This window comes from Streptomyces luteogriseus (genome assembly GCF_014205055.1).
GTDB lineage: Bacteria > Actinomycetota > Actinomycetes > Streptomycetales > Streptomycetaceae > Streptomyces > Streptomyces luteogriseus.
The window spans coordinates 3,794,047-3,810,943 of sequence record NZ_JACHMS010000001.1 but is presented as its reverse complement, the minus strand read 5'-3'; the positions used below and the strand labels follow the sequence as shown (position 1 = coordinate 3,810,943).

Here is a 16,897-nt window from a genome sequence, read left to right as displayed (position 1 = left end):
GTGGAGGGTCGGTCATTCCTCCGCGTCGCGGACCAGGAGGGCGATCTGCACCCGGTTCTCGACCGCCAGCTTCGCGAACAGGCTGCTCGCGTGTGCCTTGACGGTCGCGACGCCGATGTGCAGCCGCTCGGCGATCTCCGCGTTGCCCAGCCCGTCCGCGATGGCCCGGGCGGTGTCGAGTTCCCGTTCGGTCAGTGCGGACAGCCTCTTGCGTGCGGCCTCCCGGGACGGGCGGCGGGCCTCGGAGGAATGCGGCCCGGTGGCCGCGGCGATCACCCGTGCGGTGGCCGCCGGGGACAGTGCGGGGTCCCCGGTCGCGACGGTCCGCACCGCGTCGACGATCCGCGACGGCGGGGTGTCCTTGAGGACGAACCCGAGTGCTCCGGCGCGCAGTGCTCCGAGCACCAGATCATCGGAGTCGAACGTGGTGAGCACGAGGACCCGCGGCGGCGCCGGCCGGGTGAGGAGCTCCCGGGTCGCGCTGAGACCGTCACGGCCGGGCATCCGCACGTCCATCAGCACGACGTCCGGCCGCTGTTCGTCCACCACGGTGAGCGCGATGTCCCCGTCGCGCGCTTCCGCGACGACGGTCAGGTCCGGTTCGCCGTCGATGACCAGGCGCAGTGCCATCCGCACCAGCTGGTCGTCGTCGACGATGACGACGCGCACCCGCTCCCGTTCGCTGTCCACTCATGCACTCTTTTCACGGGTGTTGGACCGGCCAGGGTAGTCGGGCGGCGAGGACGTATCCGTGGTCGGGTGTCACGTGGTGGTCGAGTCGTCCGCCGGCGAGGCCGACGCGCTCGGCGAGGCCGAGCAGGCCGAACCCCGAGGACGGCGGCTGAGGGGCCGTGGCCCCGAGGGCCGCGGAGTTGCGGACGCTGACGTGGAGTTCGCCGCCGGCCGTTCCGTCCAGGGCGATGTGCACGTCCGAGCCCGGGGCGTGCTTGGCGGCGTTGGTCAGTCCTTCCTGGACGACCCGGTAGCAGGTGCGTCCGACGGCGTCGGACGGTTCTCCCGTCACGGTGGTGGTGAGCGTGACGGACAGTCCGGACGCGCGGGCACCCGCCACCAGCTCGGGGATCCCGTCCAGGGAGGGCTGGGGCAGCTCCGGCAGGCCCGGGTCGGCCCGGAGCACACCGAGGACGTCCCGCAGTTCCTCCAGTGCCTGGTGGGAGCCGTCGGCGATGCCGCGGACCAGCACGCGGTGGTCTTCGGCCGTGAGGTCGGTGCGGTGGTCCAGCACGCCGGCCTGCATGGCGACCAGGGAGATCCGGTGCGCGAGCACGTCGTGCATCTCGCGGGCGATCCGGTTCCGTTCCAGGGCCCGTGCCTGCGCCGCCCGTGCGTGCTGTTCGCGCTCCGCGCTCTCCGCCCGGTCCCGCAGGAACCGCACTTCGACGCGCCGCGCGCCGATGGCCACGCCCACGGCCGACGCGACGCCCGCGCTCAGTGCGGGGAGCGCGAGCTGCAGCCAGAGCGACGCGGGCGGGACCCGGGTCGGGTAGATCCCGGCGGCGAACTGCGCCCCGGCCACGTAGGCCGCCGCGACCAGCCCGATCTCCACCGGACGGCGTCGCGTGGAGACCGAGCACAGAGCCAGTAGCGCGGCGCCGGTGGCGAGGGTCGACGTGGCGGCGGCGACCACGACCGTCAGGGCGACGGCGAGCGGGAACCGCCGCCGCCACGGAAGCACCGTCAGGCAGCCGAGGGCCACCAGCGGATCACCCGTGACGAACCAGGAACACGTGCCGGTCGCGCACCCCCGGGGCAGTACCACGGCCGTGGAGAGCCAGAGGGCGACACCCAGCGCCCCGGCCGCCGTCAGCCGCCATGCCTGTCGCCACGTTCCGAGCCGTGGCGCGACGTCCCTGTCCATCCGGCCATTGTCGTGAAACGGCGTGGCGGGCACAGCAGCCCCAGGGCGGAGGCGTCCTTCGACCCGGGTCGAAGGACGGTCTCGACTTTCGTCGAGGCGATGTGAGCCGCCGGGCCGATGCGGTGCCCGCCTCGCAGCTCACAGACTCGTTCAGGTTCGACCATCCACCTTCACCGCCGACGCCCCTCGGGAGAGCATCCATGCAACGAACCCTGTCCCTCGCCCTCGCCGCCGCCGCCGTGGTGGTGACGGTGACTCCGGACGTGCGGGCGGCGACACCGGACACCGTGCGGTGGGGCCCGTGCTCGGAGAAGCCCTCCTCGTCCCGGCTGCGGTGCGCCACCCTCGAAGTCCCCCTGGACTACCGCGATCCCGAGGGCCGGCAGATCGAGATCGCGATCTCCCGGCTGGCGAGCGAGAAACCGGACGGGCGCCGCGGGGTGCTGCTGACCAACCCCGGCGGCCCCGGCATCTCAGGACTCGGCTACCCGGTCGTCCTCGCCGCCTCGAAGCTCCCGCAGAGGGTGCTGGACTCCTACGACGTGATCGGCTTCGACCCGCGTGGTACCGGCCGCAGCACGCCGGTGACCTGCGACCTGACGCCGGCACAGCGCGACCGCGGCAACGTGCCGCCGTACGCGCACACCGCGGCCGACGTCGCGCGGGCGGCCGGGCCCGCGCGAACCGTCGCCCGGCAGTGCGCCACCTCACGGACGGCGTGGATGCTGCCGCACACCACCACCGCGAACACCGCCCGCGACATGGACCGCATCAGGGAGGCACTGGGCGAGCCGAAGGTCTCGTACCTCGGCGCGTCCTACGGCTCCTACCTCGGCGCGGTGTACACGACACTGTTCCCGGGGCGCGGCGACCGGGTCGTGCTCGACAGCAGCCTGGGTCCCGGCGGCTACGACGTCACGGCCATGCGGTCGCTCGCTCTTGGACTGCAGGACCGGTTCCCGGACTTCGCGGCGTTCGCGGCCGCACGCCCCGAGTACGGTCTGGGCACCACACCGGAGCAGGTGACCGCCACGTACTTCGACCTCGCGAAGCGGTTGGAGGCGAAGCCGGTCCGGGGCATCGACGCGACCCTGTTCCGCGGACTCACCTTCGACCGTCTCTACGACGACGCGTCCATGCCGTTGGTCGCCGAGATGTGGCAGGCGCTCGACGAGGACCGCCCGCTGCCGCCCGGCACCCCGCCCTCGATGGACGCCATGGAGAACTTCATGGCGGCCCGTTTCCATGTGATCTGCGGTGACTCCCGCTGGCCGAGGGCGGTCCGGGAGTACCAGCGCGATGCCGCCGTCGACCGGATCAGGTACCCGATGCTGGGTGGGGCCACGGCGAACATCGGACCGTGCGCGTTCTGGCCGGACGAGCGGGTCGAGCCGCCGGTGCGCATCGGTGACCGGGGTCCGTCGAACGTGCTCATGGTGCAGAACGAACGCGACCCGGGGACACCGCTGGCCGGAGCCCGGAAGCTGCGGCGGGCGCTCGGGAAGCGGGCCACGATGGTGACGGCCGACCAGGGCGGTCACGGTGTCTATCCGTTCGGCCGCAACACCTGCGCGAATGACGCGGTGACGACGTTCCTGACCACCGGACAGCGCCCCTTTCAGGACCTCGCCTGCGCGGCCGAGCCGGGCAAGTAGCCGGGGAGAAAGCCATGTTCAAGGAATGGCGCCGGCGTCGGGCCGTGCGGCGGGTCAAGCCCGGGGACGGCCGGGCACTGCAGCGTTTCCGCTGGTGGCAGTTGCCCTTCCGCGCACTGTTCTACCTTCGGCTGACGCACGAGGAAGGCCGGCGGACGGTCTACGCCGTCGACGTCAGGCACGGGCAGAACCAGTCGTCCGGCCGGGTCCGAGCCCATCTGTACCTCGACGGCAGGCACCACGCCGAGTGCCGGCTCCCGGCAGCCTTCCCTGTCCAGGGCGGCATCGTCGAGGTGTCGATGAGCGACTTCGGGCTCAGACGCTGCCACTACGTCACCGCCGACGGAACCGAGTTCCCGCTCGAACCGGACCCCGACTCCGCCGAAGGGCGCCGCGCGCGCCTCGACCGCGCGCACCCGGCACTGAGCCGCGGGATCGGTTTCCTCTCGGCCCTCGTGCTCGTCACCGCCCTCGCCCTCCTCGTCCCGCAACTCGTCGGGCCGCTCACCCAGGTGGAGGCCGTCTCCCGGCATGTCGGCACCTTCACCTCGCCCGTGCGTCTGCCGACATGGCTCAACATCGCGATCGGGCTCGCAACGCTGGCGGCCAGCACGGAGCGGGCGCTGCGGCTGCGTTACAGCCGGCTCCTCGACGGGGCGGCGGGCTGACCGGATTCAGGGACCAGGTGTGCGGTTCGGGCAGGTGGGTGACGCGGCCGGGGGCGGGCCGCGCCGGAGGGGACGGCCCTGCCGGCTGAGGCCCTAGTCCCACCAGAAGTGCCAGGCCGGGCGGCCGAGGACTTGGTGCGCGGCGTAGGCCTCGAGACTCGGGTCGGCGCCCTGCCGGATGTTGTCCGGGCAGAAGCCGAAGTGCTCGGCGGCCACGACTTGCGCCAAGGCCGGGGTGGTGGGCGGGGCGGCGACCGACACCAGCAGATGGTCGAAACCGAGGGCGACGACCCGTATGCCGAAGCGGTCCTCCCAGGAGCGGAGCACCGCGCTGAGCCGGGCCGTGTCCCCCTCGTGGTTCGCCGGGCCCGTCCAGCCGATCGCCGTCGGGATGTCCGCGCTGCGGCGGGCCGGGACCAGGGCGAAACGGGGGTCCTTGAGGGGGCCGCCGTCGCCGAGCAGGGCGTCCACGATGCCGGCGGCCGCGGAATCCGGGTCCCGGGCCCCGGGAGCGGCATCGGCCGGGCCGGGCCAGGTTTCGCCCGGCGAGGCATGCTCCTCCCAGTACTCCGCCAGGACCTCCTCGGCGTCGTGGTCCCCGGGGTAGGACACCTCGCCCGGCATCAACTCCCAGCGGTCCGGGCCGCCGTGGCCGTCGCCCGTGTCCAGGACGACCGGCAGGAGCCCTGCACGACGGGCCGGCTCCAGCGCCGTCCAGCCGCCCGGGACGGCCCGTTCACCGGCGCACCACAGCAACGGCTCGTGCCAGGGGCCCTCGTCGGTGGTGTCGAGGAGCGCCCCGGCGGGGAGCCGGAGGCCGAGCGAGCCGCCGCTCGGGTCTGCCGCCAGCTTCGGCAGGAGGTTGGGAAGAGTCGCCATGGTGGTGACTGTAGGGCCGGGCACTGACAATCCGACCCGGCCTACGACCGCCGTAGCGGACAGCGACCGACCTACTTCCTCCCTACCGTTGGGACATGACCACTTCCTCCGAGAAGACGGACCTGCTCGCCGCGTTCGCGGAGCAGCGCGCGCTGCTGCTGATCACCGTGCGCGGACTCACCGACGCGCAGGCCGGGCGGCGTACGACCGTGAGCGAGCTGACGCTCGGCGGCATCGTGAAGCACCTCGCCACGGGAGAGGAGATGTGGACCCGGATCATGTCCGAGCGCGACGGTGAACTGCCCGACGGCATGCTCGACACGGCGCAGTACCGCATGGCCGAGGGTGACACGCTCCCCGCGCTGCTGGAGCGCTACGCGTCGGCCGCAAGGGCCACGGAGGAGGCGGTGGCCGCGCTGCCGGACCTGGACGTCGGCGTGCCGTTGCCGAAGACGCCCTGGTCGCCGCCGGAGCCCGAGTTCCGGTCGGCGCGCCGGATCCTGTTGCACCTGATCAGGGAGACCGCCCAGCACGCCGGGCACGCGGACCTCGTCCGGGAGGCCCTGGACGGTGCGAACACCACGGCACAGCGCTGACAGGCCGAGGGCGGCACCCCACGCGGGGTGCCGCCCTCGGCCTGTCGGTCAGGGTCCGGCTTCAGAGCCGCTCGGGTGTCCGGATGCCCAGCAGGTCCATGCCCCGGTGGAGCGTGCGGGCCGTGACGTCGCAGAGGAACAGGCGGTTCTCGATCTGCTCCTGCGTCTCGGCCTTCAGGACCGGGCACTTGTCGTAGAACGTCGTGTACAGCGACGCCAGCTGGTACAGGTACGCCGCCAGCTTGTGCGGGGCGTACTCCGTCGCCGCCTCCGTCACCGTCGCCGCGAACGAGTCCGCGTGCAGGCCCAGCGCGCGCTCCGCCTCGTGCAGCTCCAGCTCGGGGTGCGCGGCCGGGCGGGAGGCGCCGGCCTTGCGCAGGATCGACTGGATACGGGCGTAGGCGTACTGGAGGTAGACGGAGGTGTCGCCGTTGAGCGAGACCATCTGGTCCAGGTCGAACTTGTAGTCGCGGTTCGCCGACGTCGACAGGTCGGCGTACTTCACCGCGCCGACGCCCACCTGGGTGCCGCGCTCGGCGATCTCCTCCTCGGAGAGGTCTTGGGCCTTCTCGCGGACGACCGCCGAGGCACGGTCGATCGCCTCGTCGAGGAGGTCGACCAGCCGGACCGTCTCGCCCTCACGGGTCTTGAAGGGCTTGCCGTCCTTGCCGAGGACCGTGCCGAAGGCCAGCTGGTGGGCCTTCACGTCGTCGCCCAGCCAGCCCGCCTTCCGGGCCGTCTCGAAGACCATCTTGAAGTGGAGCGACTGACGGGCGTCCACCACGTAGATGATGCTGTCCGCCTTGAGGTTGAAGACGCGGTCGCGGATCGCGGAGAGGTCCGTCGCCGCGTAGCCGTAGCCGCCGTCCGACTTCTGCACGATCAGCGGGACCGGGTTGCCGTCCGGGCCCTTGATGTCGTCGAAGAAGACGCACAGGGCGCCCTCGGAGCGGACCGCGACGCCCGACTCCTCCAGCAGGCGGCAGGTCTCGGCGAGCATGTCGTTGTAACCCGACTCGCCGACGATGTCCGCGTCGCGGATCTCCATGTCCAGCTTCTCGAAGACGGAGAAGAAGTAGATCTTCGACTCGTCGACGAACTTCTGCCACATGGCCAGCGTCCGCGGGTCGCCCGCCTGGAGGTCCACCACCCGGCGCCGGGCGCGGGTCTTGAACTCCTCGTCGGCGTCGAAGAGCTTGCGGGCGGCCTTGTAGAGGCGGTCGAGATTCGACATCGCCTCCTCGCCGGAGACCTCGTCGGCCTTGTGGTCCAGCTCGTGCGGGTGCTCCTCCAGGTACTGGATGAGCATGCCGAACTGGGTGCCCCAGTCGCCGATGTGGTGACGCCGGACCACGTTCTCGCCGGTGAACTCCAGCAGCTTGACCACCGCGTCGCCGATCACCGCGGAGCGCAGGTGGCCGACGTGCATCTCCTTCGCCACGTTCGGCTGGGCGTAGTCGATGACCGTGGTGCCCGGCTGCTCGGTGTGCGGCACGCCGAGGCGGCCGGAGTCGTCCGCGTAGCGCGCGGCGAGGTTCGCGGTGATCGCCCGGTCGGTGAGGGTGATGTTGAGGAAGCCGGGGCCGGAGACCTCGACGTCCTTGATCAGCTCACCCGACTCCACCCCGGAGACGACCTGCGTGGCCAGCTCGCGCGGGTTGGCCTTCTCCTTCTTGGCGAGGGCCAGGATCCCGTTGGCCTGGAAGTCGGCCCGGTCGCTTCGTCGCAGCAGCGGGTCCGCGGAGCCGGCCTGCGGCAGAGCCGCCGACAGGGCCGCCGCGAGGCGCTGGTGGACGGAGTCGCTGAGGGACGTGACCGAGGCCATAGGTAAGGGTGCCGTTCTCCTCGAGGGAATCGATAGACACGGTCAGTATCCCATGGGGGTAAAGCCGTTTTTCCGGGCGCGAGGTGGTCTGGGACAATGGGGCGGTCAGCCGTGCGACCGTACCGGCTGCCCGATGCAGAAAGAAGGACGTGCCGATCGTGGCTCAGAGCACCGAGACCACCGACTGGGTCTCCCGTTTCGCGGATGAGGTCATCGAGGAGTCGGAGCGCCGGGCCCCGGGCAAACCCGTCGTCGTCGCGTCCGGCCTGTCACCGTCGGGCCCCATCCACCTGGGGAACCTGCGCGAGGTCATGACCCCGCACCTCGTCGCCGACGAGATCCGCCGCCGGGGCCACCAGGTGCGGCACCTGATCTCCTGGGACGACTACGACCGGTACCGCAAGGTGCCCAAGGGCATCGCCGGGGTCGACGAGGAAAGCTACACGGAACACATCGGCAAGCCGCTGACGTCCGTCCCGGCGCCGAAGGGCTCCTCGCACCCGAACTGGGCCGAGCACTTCAAGGCCGCGATGATCGAGTCGCTTGCCGAGCTGGGCGTGGAGTTCGACGGGATCAGCCAGACCGAGCAGTACACCACCGGTGTGTACCGCGAGCAGATCCTGCACGCCATCAGGCACCGTGGCGACATCGACGCGATCCTCGACCAGTACCGCACGAAGAAGGCACCGGCGAAGAAGCAGGGGCAGAAGCCGGTCGACGAGGCCGAGCTGGAGGCCGCCGAGGGCTCCGGCGCGGCCGCTGAGGACGACGGCAGCTCCGGCACCGTCGGGTACTTCCCGTACAAGCCGTACTGCGGCAACTGCGAGAAGGACCTCACCACCGTCACCTCCTACGACGACGACTCCACCGAGCTGACCTACGCCTGCACCGCGTGTGGCTTCTCGGAGACGGTCCGGCTGGAGGAGTTCAACCGCGGCAAGCTGGTCTGGAAGGTCGACTGGCCGATGCGCTGGGCGTACGAGGGGGTCGTGTTCGAGCCCTCCGGCGTCGACCACTCCTCCCCGGGGTCGTCGTTCCAGGTCGGCGGGCAGATCGTCGGCATCTTCGGCGGGAAGCAGCCGATCGGGCCGATGTACGCCTTCGTCGGCATCTCCGGCATGGCGAAGATGTCGTCCTCCAAGGGCGGCGTGCCCACCCCGGCCGACGCCCTGCAGATCATGGAGCCGCAGCTGCTGCGCTGGCTGTACGCGCGCCGCAGGCCCAACCAGTCCTTCAAGGTCGCCTTCGACCAGGAGATCCAGCGGCTCTACGACGAGTGGGACCGGCTGGACGCCAAGGTCGCCGACGGCAGCGCCCTGCCGGCCGACGTGGCGGCGCACGCGCGTGCCGTGGGCACGGCCGCCGGTGACCTGCCCCGGACGCCCCGGCCGATGCCGTACCGCACGCTGGCGTCCGTCGCCGACATCACCGCCGGGCACGAGGACCAGGCGCTGCGCATCCTCAGCGAGCTGGACCCCGAGCAGCCGCTGACCTCGCTCGACGAGGTGCGCCCGCGCTACGACAAGGCCGAGGCCTGGATCAACACGCACGTCCCCGCCGACCAGCGGACGATCGTGCGGGACGAGCCGGACGCCGAGCTGCTGAAGTCGCTCGACGAGGCCTCCCAGCAGTCGCTGCGGCTGCTGCTGGACGGGCTGGCCGAGCACTGGTCGCTCGACGGGCTGACGCACCTGGTCTACGGCGTGCCGAAGGTACAGGCCGGGTTCTCCGCCGACGCCACGCCGAAGGAGCTGCCGCCGGAGATCAAGACCGCCCAGCGGTCGTTCTTCGCGCTGCTGTACCACCTGCTGGTGGGCCGGGACACCGGGCCGCGGCTGCCCACGCTGCTGCTGGCGGTGGGCCAGGACCGGGTGCGCGCGCTGCTCGGCCGGTAGTCGCCCGAACGGGAAGGGGCCCTCCGCCGGAGGGCCCCTTCTCATGTCACGCCCCGGGCTTCCGGAACAGCAGCATCGTCGACGAGCCGAACGCCTCGGTGTCCGTGTGGGTGCTGCTCACCAGCCGGAAGCCGTGCCGGCTGATCTCCTCGGTGAGGGCGTCCCCGGACCGCTCCGAGTAGGGGAGCACCTCCAGGCCGATGTTCTTCTCCCCGTCCTCGACGCGGATCCTGCGGGAGATGACCCGCCCCGGGACGAGCTCGGCGGAGATGTCGTCGTAGTCGGGGATGGAGAAGAAGCCCTTCCCCCACTCGCTCGCGCAGTGGTCCACGACGAAGTGCCCGCCCGGGCGGAGGATGTCGTGGACGCGGGAGATGTGGCGGGCCCGCTGCTCCTCGTCGACCAGCATGTGCAGGCAGCCCATGTTCATCGCGAGGTCGAAGGAGCCCTCCTCGAAGCCGCGCAGGTAGATGATGTCGCGCTCCATGAACCCGGAGGGGTCCAGGTTCGAGGCGGCGGCCCGCTCCCGCGCGCGGGACAGCGCGGAGTGCGACACGTCGACCGAGACGACGTCGTGCCCCTGCGACAGCAGGTAGAGGGAGTCGCGACCCTCGCCGCAGCCCAGGTCGATGATCCGGCCGGAGAACACGTCCGGGCGCTCCTGCATGAGCAGATGCAGCGAGGCGTTCGGCTCCGCCGACTCCCACAGCTCGGCTCCGTGCTCGTACACGGTCCGGTAGCGGTCCTCGTAGCCGTAGTAGTAGTCGTCGAGCGAGCCGACGATGCTGCGGACGTCGTCGCTGGTGGGGGAGAACTCCACCGGGGCGGCCGTGACGTTCGCGCCCAGCACCAGGAGCGCGGTATCGTCGAGCAGCCCGATCGCCAGCAGGTACTGCGACTCGGAGCACTCGACCGCCTCGCCGACGCCGAAGGGCGCGCAGCACTCCTTCAGGGCGTCCAGGGTCAGGGCCGCCGCCTTCTCGCAGACGAAGACCGCCGCCCGGCCCTGGGCCACCTTGGCGGCGAAACCTGCCGGGCTGTCGAGCTGCCACACGGTGGTCCGGTCGGCGAGTTTGACCGTGCTCAGCGGCAGGTCGCCGGGCGCGGTCTCGTCGAGTATCGCTTGGTAAAGGCTCACTTCAGTACCCCCTGTGTGTGGCGTTCGGATGGGCGCAGACCCGCCAGCCGGGCCGCGTACTCGTCGAGCACGGGGCCGCGGTGGCGGAAGATCCGGCCGGACTCGCGCAGGTGCGCGGCGAGTTCGTAGTTCCGGGAGCGAAGGGCCGCCTCGATCCCGGTGAGTTCGACGACGTCGCGCTGGGCGTTGGAGCCGCCCATCGCGAACGCCCGGTGGTAGGACCTGGCCAGCCGCTCCGCCGCGTCGGCGTAGTCGCCGGTGGTGAAGGAGCGGAAGCCGAGGAAGACGTCGACCATCTCCTCGGGCACCTCCTTGCCGCGGGTCAGGACGGCATCCAGGAGGGCGTCGGCACGGCCGTACTCGCCGACCTGGCAGTAGGTGAGGTAGGCGTGGAAGTCGTTGAAGAGGTACCAGCTCTCCTCCAGATACGGCTCCCAGTCCTGGTAGAGGGAGCGCCAGTAGGCGGAGAGGTCGAGCTGCGGCCTGATCAGGGCGAGGCGCCAGAGCAGGGTGACGGCGTCCAGGTCCTCGGCGGAGCGCAGGGACGTCTTCCTGCGGATGCCGATGCGGTAGCAGGCCAGTACTTCCTGGATGTTGTCCGCGTAGAGCTCGAACAGGGCGTAGTGCCACCAGACATGGATGCGCATGGGCGTCGAGGCGTCCCGGCCGCGCATGTAGTCGCGGATGTAGCGGGCGCCCTCCTCGTGCCGGCCGGTCTCGTAGAGGCAGTGCACCATCGCGTGCATCGCGTAGATGTCGTCGGCGTTCAGCGCGAGGGCGAGCCGGCAGCGTTCGATCGCCGCCTCGATCAGGCCGTTCTCCTCCAGCGCGAAGGCGTGCAGGCCGTGCAGGTAGCCGATGACCGGGTCGTCGGGGGCGAAGGCCGCCAGGGAGTCCGTCGTCGTCGCGAGCATGTGCGGGGCGTCGCCGAGGAAGAAGTCCAGCATGTGCACGGCGTAGATCGACACGGCGTCGCCGGGATACGTGTCGACGAGGGTCTGGAAGCCGTTGCGGGCGGCGACCAGGTCCCCGGCGGCCCAGAAGCCGAGGGCGGAGCGCATCGCCTCGGTCCGGGCGTCGGAGGGGTCGCTCTCCGGCAGGGCGGCGAGGACCGAGGTGGCCTCCAGGACCGCCGGGCGCTCCATGGAGCACAGCAGGTCCATGGCCAGGATCAGGTGCAGGGCCGCACCGGAGCGGCGACATCGGTCGTGGTCCAGTTTCATGGAGACGAGTTGGACGATCGCGCTCTCGACTTCTTTCATGTCCGGCGGGCTTTCCACGTGTTGGGGAACGCCTCGGGAATCGGTGAGCACGGTCATTCGGACACCTCCGCCGGTACGAGTCGGTTGTGCTGGGCCTTGCGAATGGCGTGGAACGAGACAACGAGCAGCAGGGTCAGCGCGAAAGGCGCCAGCCAGATCTGCGCGGAGAAGAATCTGCCGCCCGCGAGGACCGCCGACAGCAGAAGGAGGGAGCAGGCGTTCGCGTTCGCCACGATCGCGCCCACCTGGCGTGGCGAGAAATTCTCCGCGGCTTCCGCGCGCAGGAGTACGCGCAGGGAACCGAAGGCACATCCGAGAGCGAACACGGCGACCATCTGCGCCGCCCCGAACACCGGGACGACGGCCCAGATCACCATCGCCGCGGCCACCGCGACGGCGGCTCCCGTCAGCACCCAGCGCATGTCCAGGCTCTTCGTCAGACGGTGCAGGAAGGTTCCGGCGACGGCCATGCCGATGCCGAGCAGCATGTCCAGGACGCCGACGGTCAGCATGCTCCTGCCGTGGGCGAGGGCCTGCAGCGGCAGCATGAGGTTGAACGTCCCCAGGATGGGCCACACCAGCAGGAAGGCCGCGAGATAGAGCCTGTTGACGCCGCCCGCGCGCCGCGGCCCGGCCGTCTCGGGCGTCTCCTCCGAGGCCGTGGCGGTGCGGTGGGACCCGAGGCTCAGAACCGCGACGACGGCGAACAGCCCGGCGCACACCACCAGCACCCACTCGGCCCGGATCAGACGCGTGAACAGCGGAGCGAACAGCGGACCCACCATCAGCGCGACCTGGTTGACGGTCATGGTGAGCGAACTGTGCTTGCGCAGGACGTCACCACGGACCCCGGACGCCTCGTCGTTGAACCAGACCTCCCAGGTCGACTCCAGGTAGAAGAAGAAGATCCACAGGACGAAGTTCAGGGCGACGACCGCGTGCACCTGGGACCAGCAGGCCGCGATCGCGAGCAGCGTCAGGGAGATTCCGGTGAGGCCCGCCGCGGTCATCCGGGCCCCGCCGGCGATCGGCGTGAAACGGATCAGCGGCGGGACGAAGACGGCCGGGACGAAGGAGAGCGTGGTGGAGACGGCCAGCGCGTCGTAACCGCCGCCCTGCGCGGACGCGATGTGCCAGTTCAGGAGCAGCAGCACCACTCCGTTGAAGAATCGGTAGAGACCGGAATAGAGCGTGTACCGCGTCACGCCCCGGCCGCCTCACCCGTCACGAAGATCTGGTCGGCCAGGTCCTTCGCCACCGTCACCGGCAGCGGCGTCTTCGCATCGAACAGCTCGTCCCATTCGAGCTCGACGAGACCTTCCCTCGTGCTCCAGTTCTTGGCCGCGTGGGAGAGGTCGCCGGGCTTGGCGGCGATGTTGACGCTGCGCACCTCGGGCGGCAGCGGCTTCCCGTCGAGCACGTCCAGGATCCGTCCCGGCGCGGCCTTGAGGAACGCGATCGCCGAAGTCCTGACGGGCACCGCGGCGGCCACGGTGCCGAGGAGGTCGACACCCAGGTAGGAACCGACGTGCAGCCGGTAGGGATTGAGCTCGTAGGCCCGCTCGACCTGGTCCATGATGCCGTCACCGCCCGGACGGGCCGCCACCTCGATCACCCAGGGCGTGCCGTCCGCACCGAACTTGATCTCCACATGGGCCAGGCCCCGGTCGATGCCCAGCGCGACACAGGCCCGTACGGCGAGGTCGGTCAGCGCCTCGTCGCCCGTGCGGTGACTCGGCACCAGATGGGCGAGCTCGGCGAACCAGGGGCGCGGGGACAGGTACTTCTCCGTCACGGCGAGGACCTGTGCGCGTCCGGCACCGCAGAGCACCTCCACGGACACCTCGTCGTCGGAGTCGACGAACTGCTCGACCAGGTACTTGTCGCCGAGGATGTTGAACGCCGCGCCGTACTGGGCGATGACGCCCTTGGACTCCGCGAGAGCGGCCAGCGCCTCCTCGCGGGTGGTGGCCAGGACGACGCCGCCGCTGCCGCCGAAGTCGTACGGCTTGACGACCACGGGCAGCCCGAGGTCCTCGACCGCGTCGAGCAGTTCCTCGTCGGACTGCACCAGCCGGGACCGGGGGGTGCGCACGCCGGCCGTCAGGAGGGCCAGCTTCATCGCGTGCTTGTTGCGGGCGTTGGTGACCGCGGTGTCGTCCAGGCCGCCCAGACCCAGGGTGCGGTTGACGACGTTCGCCGAGTCCACCGTCCAGTCGTTGAGCGGCACGACGACCCGGGGGTGCCAGCCCCGGGCGGCATGCGTGCGGATGGCCCGCAGCAGGGAATCCGCGTCCTTGGGGTCGGCGGAGAGCATGGTGTCGAACGTGCGGTTCAGTCTGCGGACGGCGTCCTCCGACGCCGCCCAGACCGGAAGGCCGATGGCCTCCTTCGCGCCCGAGAAGGCCCTTTCCCGGAGATATTGATCGGCTCCGAGCAGGAGTACATATTCTTTCGGCTGCATGGCTGCGCCCCCAACTTCCAGAATTCCCCCGCCATGCGACGTCGCTACGAGACATCGTCGCCCGGGAGTTGGGTGATAAAGTGAATCAATTCATCGCCGAGAGGGGTCGCCACAATGACTTGCGGCGAACTCATGTCATCTCTATCGGCGTATTCAGTGAACTGCCTGCATAGATCCCCCGCTTCCGCCGCAGGATCGTAGCCACGCGGCGCGGGAGCGCGCAAGGGATCGTTTTCGGAAATGGCCTGAACGGAGCCGTGTGCCGACCAGGGGTCCGGTGGCGGAATTAATGATTCCGAAATTCTCCCCGGCTATGCGATGTGGTCCTCTTCCAGTTCCGCGTTGTGACGGTTCGTGAAGCGGTTGACCATGCGCTTGGCGTCCTCCGGCGGCAGGCCGATGCCGAACTCCGCCTCCACGTTGTCGATGAGCTCACGCGGCGTGGGGTAGCTGCCGTTGATCGACTGCTTGAAGACCTGGTAGTACGACTCCTCGTCCGGCTCGGAGGCGGGTGAGGAGCCGGGGGCCTGCGCGCCCGGGGCCGGCGTGCCGCCGCCTTCACCCAGTTCGCGGGTGCGGCCCGGCCCCACCGGGATGGGGAAGCTGCCCGTGTCCTCCGGGGAGGACTCCTGCTCGAACCGGGCCTGGTACTCCTCGGCCTCCTGCTGTTCCGCCATCCACTGGGCGTACTGCTCGGCGGGGTCGTAGTGGGGGTCGTAGCCGCCCTGGTAATCGACCTCACGGGGAGTGTTGAACCACGGGCTCTGCTCGGGCTCCGCGATGTCGTCCAGCTGCTCGGCGCTGCGGTTGCTCTCGAGTTGCGGGCGCTGCTCGCCGGAAGCCGCGGCTCTCCGGGGGGCGGGCACCTGGCCCGCCGCACGACTGCCCGCGGCCACCTCGCTCTGCTGCGGAGCCGGCGGGATCAGCGCCGGCTCGATACCCGCCGCCGCCAGCCCCGCCGGAGCCGTCTCGGCCAGCGGCACCCCGTACCGCGCCAGCCGCAACGGCATCAGGGACTCCACCGGAGCCTTCCTGCGCCACGCCCGCCCGAACCGCGACCGCAGCCGCGCCTGGTAGACCAGCCGCTCCTGCTCCAGCTTGATGACCTGCTCGTAGGAGCGGAGCTCCCAGAGCTTCATACGGCGCCACAGGAGGAACGTGGGAACGGGGGACAGGAGCCAGCGGGTGAGGCGGACACCCTCCATGTGCTTGTCGGCCGTGATGTCGGCGATACGGCCGATCGCGTGCCGGGCCGCCTCGACCGAGACCACGAACAGGATCGGGATCACCGCGTGCATGCCCACACCGAGCGGATCCGGCCACGCGGCCGCGCCGTTGAAGGCGATCGTCGCCGCCGTCAGCAGCCACGCCGTCTGACGCAGCAGGGGGAACGGGATCCTGATCCAGGTGAGGAGCAGATCCAGGGCCAGCAGGACGCAGATGCCCGCGTCGATGCCGATCGGGAAGACGTAGGAGAAGTTCCCGAAGCCCTTCTTGAGGGCCAACTCGCGGACCGCCGCGTACGAACCGGCGAAGCCGATGCCGGCGATGATCACGGCACCGGCCACGACCACGCCGATGAGAACGCGGTGCATCCGAGTCAGCTGCAGTGGCGCGGCCACCCGTACTCCCCTCCCCTTGCGTGTTGTTGCGCGCAACAGGGTGGCACATATGTGCGGAGGACGGGTGGCCGGATCCCGTCGGAGATGCTCAGCTCTTCGACGCGGGCTTCTTCGACGGCGACGAGGCGCTCTTCGAGGGCTCGTCCGAGGCCTCCTTGGACGCCGACTTGGACGGCGACTTCGACGGGGACTTCGAGGGAGCCTTCGACGGCGTCTTCGAAGCGCTGCCGCCCGCCTTGCCGCCACCCTCGCCGTTCGCCTCGGACACGGCGTCCACCGCCTCCTTGGCCGCCTTCTTCGCGTCCTTCAGCATGTCGGAGCCGCTCGGCGTCTTGTCACCGGCCAGACCCGCGCCGTTGTAGTCGAGCGTGACCACGACGTTCTCCACGCGCGCCACGACCGTCTGCTGCTTGAAGGTGCCTTCCTTCTTCTTCAGGTCGTAGTGCACGGCCGTCGCCTGGTCGCCCGTACCGGCCACCGGCTCCGTCTTGACGCCCTTCGCACCCTCGACGGCCTGGGCCTCCTGCACCTGCTTCTCGAAGTACTCCTGGGCCAGCTTGTCGGCCGGGCCACGGGTGACGTCCGACTCGAAGCGCAGCATCGACACGTTCAGCCAGCGGAACTGCGAACCCTTCACGCCGTTGTTGTCGAGGCTGTCCCAGGAGCAGCTGCCCCGGGTCGAGATGTCGTCCGACTTGCCCTCCTTGCCGGACTTGCCCTTCGGAACGAGGTCCTCCAGCGTCTTCTTCGAGAACGCCTTGCACGGCTCCGGAAGCTTGCCGTACGCCGCCGCCTGCACGGTCGGCGACGGGCTCGCGGACGCCGACGCGGCGGCCTTCGCGGCCTTGTCCGTGCTGTCGCCGGAGCCGGAGTCCGAGGAGCAGCCGGCGGCGACCAGCATCACGGGTACGGCGGCCGCGCAGACAAGGACGCGGTTGCGGCGCTTCGCTCGCTGGTCTCGCTTTTCTCGCTGTGCTCGTCGCTGCATGGTTCCTTCACTCATGACGCTCGTGG

Annotated in this window: 14 protein-coding genes; 4 read left to right on the top strand and 10 right to left on the bottom strand. The window is 70.4% G+C overall.

The genetic code is table 11. The annotated features are described in order from the left end of the window. Positions 1-12: 12 nt before the first annotated feature. Positions 13-690: a response regulator transcription factor gene (locus tag BJ965_RS16540; protein WP_184909377.1), complete on the bottom strand. Its 678-nt coding sequence runs from the start codon at positions 688-690 to the stop codon at positions 13-15. 13 nt (positions 691-703) lie between these two features. Beyond that, entirely contained in the window at positions 704-1,879 is a 1,176-nt protein-coding gene (locus BJ965_RS16535) for a sensor histidine kinase (protein ID WP_184909376.1), read from the bottom strand. Positions 1,880-2,079: 200 nt separating this feature from the next. Between BJ965_RS16535 and BJ965_RS16530 the strand changes: the two genes are divergently transcribed. Beyond that, positions 2,080-3,534, top strand: a complete 1,455-nt coding sequence (locus BJ965_RS16530) for an alpha/beta hydrolase (protein ID WP_184909375.1) — start codon at positions 2,080-2,082, stop codon at positions 3,532-3,534. A 14-nt stretch (positions 3,535-3,548) separates the two neighbouring features. Continuing rightward, positions 3,549-4,202 (top strand): hypothetical protein, encoded by a 654-nt coding sequence (locus BJ965_RS16525; protein ID WP_184909374.1) that lies wholly within the window; start codon positions 3,549-3,551, stop codon positions 4,200-4,202. Between the two features lie 93 nt (positions 4,203-4,295). Here the strand turns inward: BJ965_RS16525 and BJ965_RS16520 are convergent, their stop codons facing one another. Continuing rightward, positions 4,296-5,081 (bottom strand): DUF4253 domain-containing protein, encoded by a 786-nt coding sequence (locus tag BJ965_RS16520; protein WP_184909373.1) that lies wholly within the window; start codon positions 5,079-5,081, stop codon positions 4,296-4,298. Positions 5,082-5,176: 95 nt separating this feature from the next. Here BJ965_RS16520 and BJ965_RS16515 point away from each other — a divergent pair, with 95 nt between their 5' ends. Then, positions 5,177-5,677, top strand: coding sequence for a DinB family protein (locus BJ965_RS16515; protein ID WP_184909372.1), 501 nt, complete (start codon positions 5,177-5,179; stop codon positions 5,675-5,677). A 61-nt stretch (positions 5,678-5,738) separates the two neighbouring features. On the opposite strand, the gene argS is transcribed toward BJ965_RS16515, so the two are convergent. Continuing rightward, a complete protein-coding gene (gene argS / locus BJ965_RS16510) occupies positions 5,739-7,502 on the bottom strand; it encodes an arginine--tRNA ligase (RefSeq protein WP_184909371.1) in 1,764 nt (587 codons plus the stop codon). A 149-nt stretch (positions 7,503-7,651) separates the two neighbouring features. On the opposite strand from argS, the gene lysS reads away from it, so the two are divergent. Continuing rightward, positions 7,652-9,397, top strand: coding sequence for a lysine--tRNA ligase (lysS, locus tag BJ965_RS16505; RefSeq protein WP_184909370.1), 1,746 nt, complete (start codon positions 7,652-7,654; stop codon positions 9,395-9,397). Positions 9,398-9,443: 46 nt separating this feature from the next. Here lysS and BJ965_RS16500 read toward each other — a convergent pair whose 3' ends face one another. The 6 genes from BJ965_RS16500 to BJ965_RS16475 all read right to left on the bottom strand — a co-directional run bounded on the left by BJ965_RS16500 (position 9,444) and on the right by BJ965_RS16475 (position 16,871). Continuing rightward, the gene (locus BJ965_RS16500; RefSeq protein WP_313666901.1) at positions 9,444-10,535 is read right to left on the bottom strand and encodes a class I SAM-dependent methyltransferase; all 1,092 of its coding nucleotides are present in this window, start codon (positions 10,533-10,535) and stop codon (positions 9,444-9,446) included. Beyond that, positions 10,532-11,797, bottom strand: a complete 1,266-nt coding sequence (locus tag BJ965_RS16495) for a hypothetical protein (protein ID WP_246545913.1) — start codon at positions 11,795-11,797, stop codon at positions 10,532-10,534. Before BJ965_RS16495 ends, BJ965_RS16500 begins: the two co-directional genes overlap by 4 nt. 53 nt (positions 11,798-11,850) lie before the next feature. Next, positions 11,851-13,002, bottom strand: a complete 1,152-nt coding sequence (locus BJ965_RS16490; RefSeq protein ID WP_184909368.1) for an MFS transporter — start codon at positions 13,000-13,002, stop codon at positions 11,851-11,853. After that, a complete protein-coding gene (locus BJ965_RS16485; RefSeq protein WP_184909367.1) occupies positions 12,999-14,261 on the bottom strand; it encodes an ATP-grasp domain-containing protein in 1,263 nt (420 codons plus the stop codon). The genes BJ965_RS16490 and BJ965_RS16485 overlap by 4 nt, the downstream gene beginning before the upstream one ends. Before the next feature lie 311 nt (positions 14,262-14,572). Next, on the bottom strand, positions 14,573-15,856 hold the full coding sequence (locus BJ965_RS16480; RefSeq protein ID WP_184909366.1) for a DUF2637 domain-containing protein: 1,284 nt from the start codon (positions 15,854-15,856) through the stop codon (positions 14,573-14,575). Between the two features lie 115 nt (positions 15,857-15,971). After that, the gene (locus tag BJ965_RS16475; protein ID WP_246545912.1) at positions 15,972-16,871 is read right to left on the bottom strand and encodes a DUF3558 family protein; all 900 of its coding nucleotides are present in this window, start codon (positions 16,869-16,871) and stop codon (positions 15,972-15,974) included. Between the last annotated feature and the right edge of the window lie 26 nt (positions 16,872-16,897).

Coding starts and splice junctions, on each gene's coding strand:
- BJ965_RS16530 (WP_184909375.1), top strand. CDS start 2,080: ATGCAACGAACCCTGTCCCTCGCCCTCGCCGCCGCCGCCGTGGTGGTG.
- BJ965_RS16525 (WP_184909374.1), top strand. CDS start 3,549: ATGTTCAAGGAATGGCGCCGGCGTCGGGCCGTGCGGCGGGTCAAGCCC.
- BJ965_RS16535 (WP_184909376.1), bottom strand. CDS start 1,879: ATGGACAGGGACGTCGCGCCACGGCTCGGAACGTGGCGACAGGCATGG.
- BJ965_RS16485 (WP_184909367.1), bottom strand. CDS start 14,261: ATGCAGCCGAAAGAATATGTACTCCTGCTCGGAGCCGATCAATATCTC.
- BJ965_RS16520 (WP_184909373.1), bottom strand. CDS start 5,081: ATGGCGACTCTTCCCAACCTCCTGCCGAAGCTGGCGGCAGACCCGAGC.
- BJ965_RS16495 (WP_246545913.1), bottom strand. CDS start 11,797: ATGAAAGAAGTCGAGAGCGCGATCGTCCAACTCGTCTCCATGAAACTG.
- BJ965_RS16480 (WP_184909366.1), bottom strand. CDS start 15,856: ATGCACCGCGTTCTCATCGGCGTGGTCGTGGCCGGTGCCGTGATCATC.
- BJ965_RS16515 (WP_184909372.1), top strand. CDS start 5,177: ATGACCACTTCCTCCGAGAAGACGGACCTGCTCGCCGCGTTCGCGGAG.
- BJ965_RS16475 (WP_246545912.1), bottom strand. CDS start 16,871: ATGCAGCGACGAGCACAGCGAGAAAAGCGAGACCAGCGAGCGAAGCGC.
- argS (WP_184909371.1), bottom strand. CDS start 7,502: ATGGCCTCGGTCACGTCCCTCAGCGACTCCGTCCACCAGCGCCTCGCG.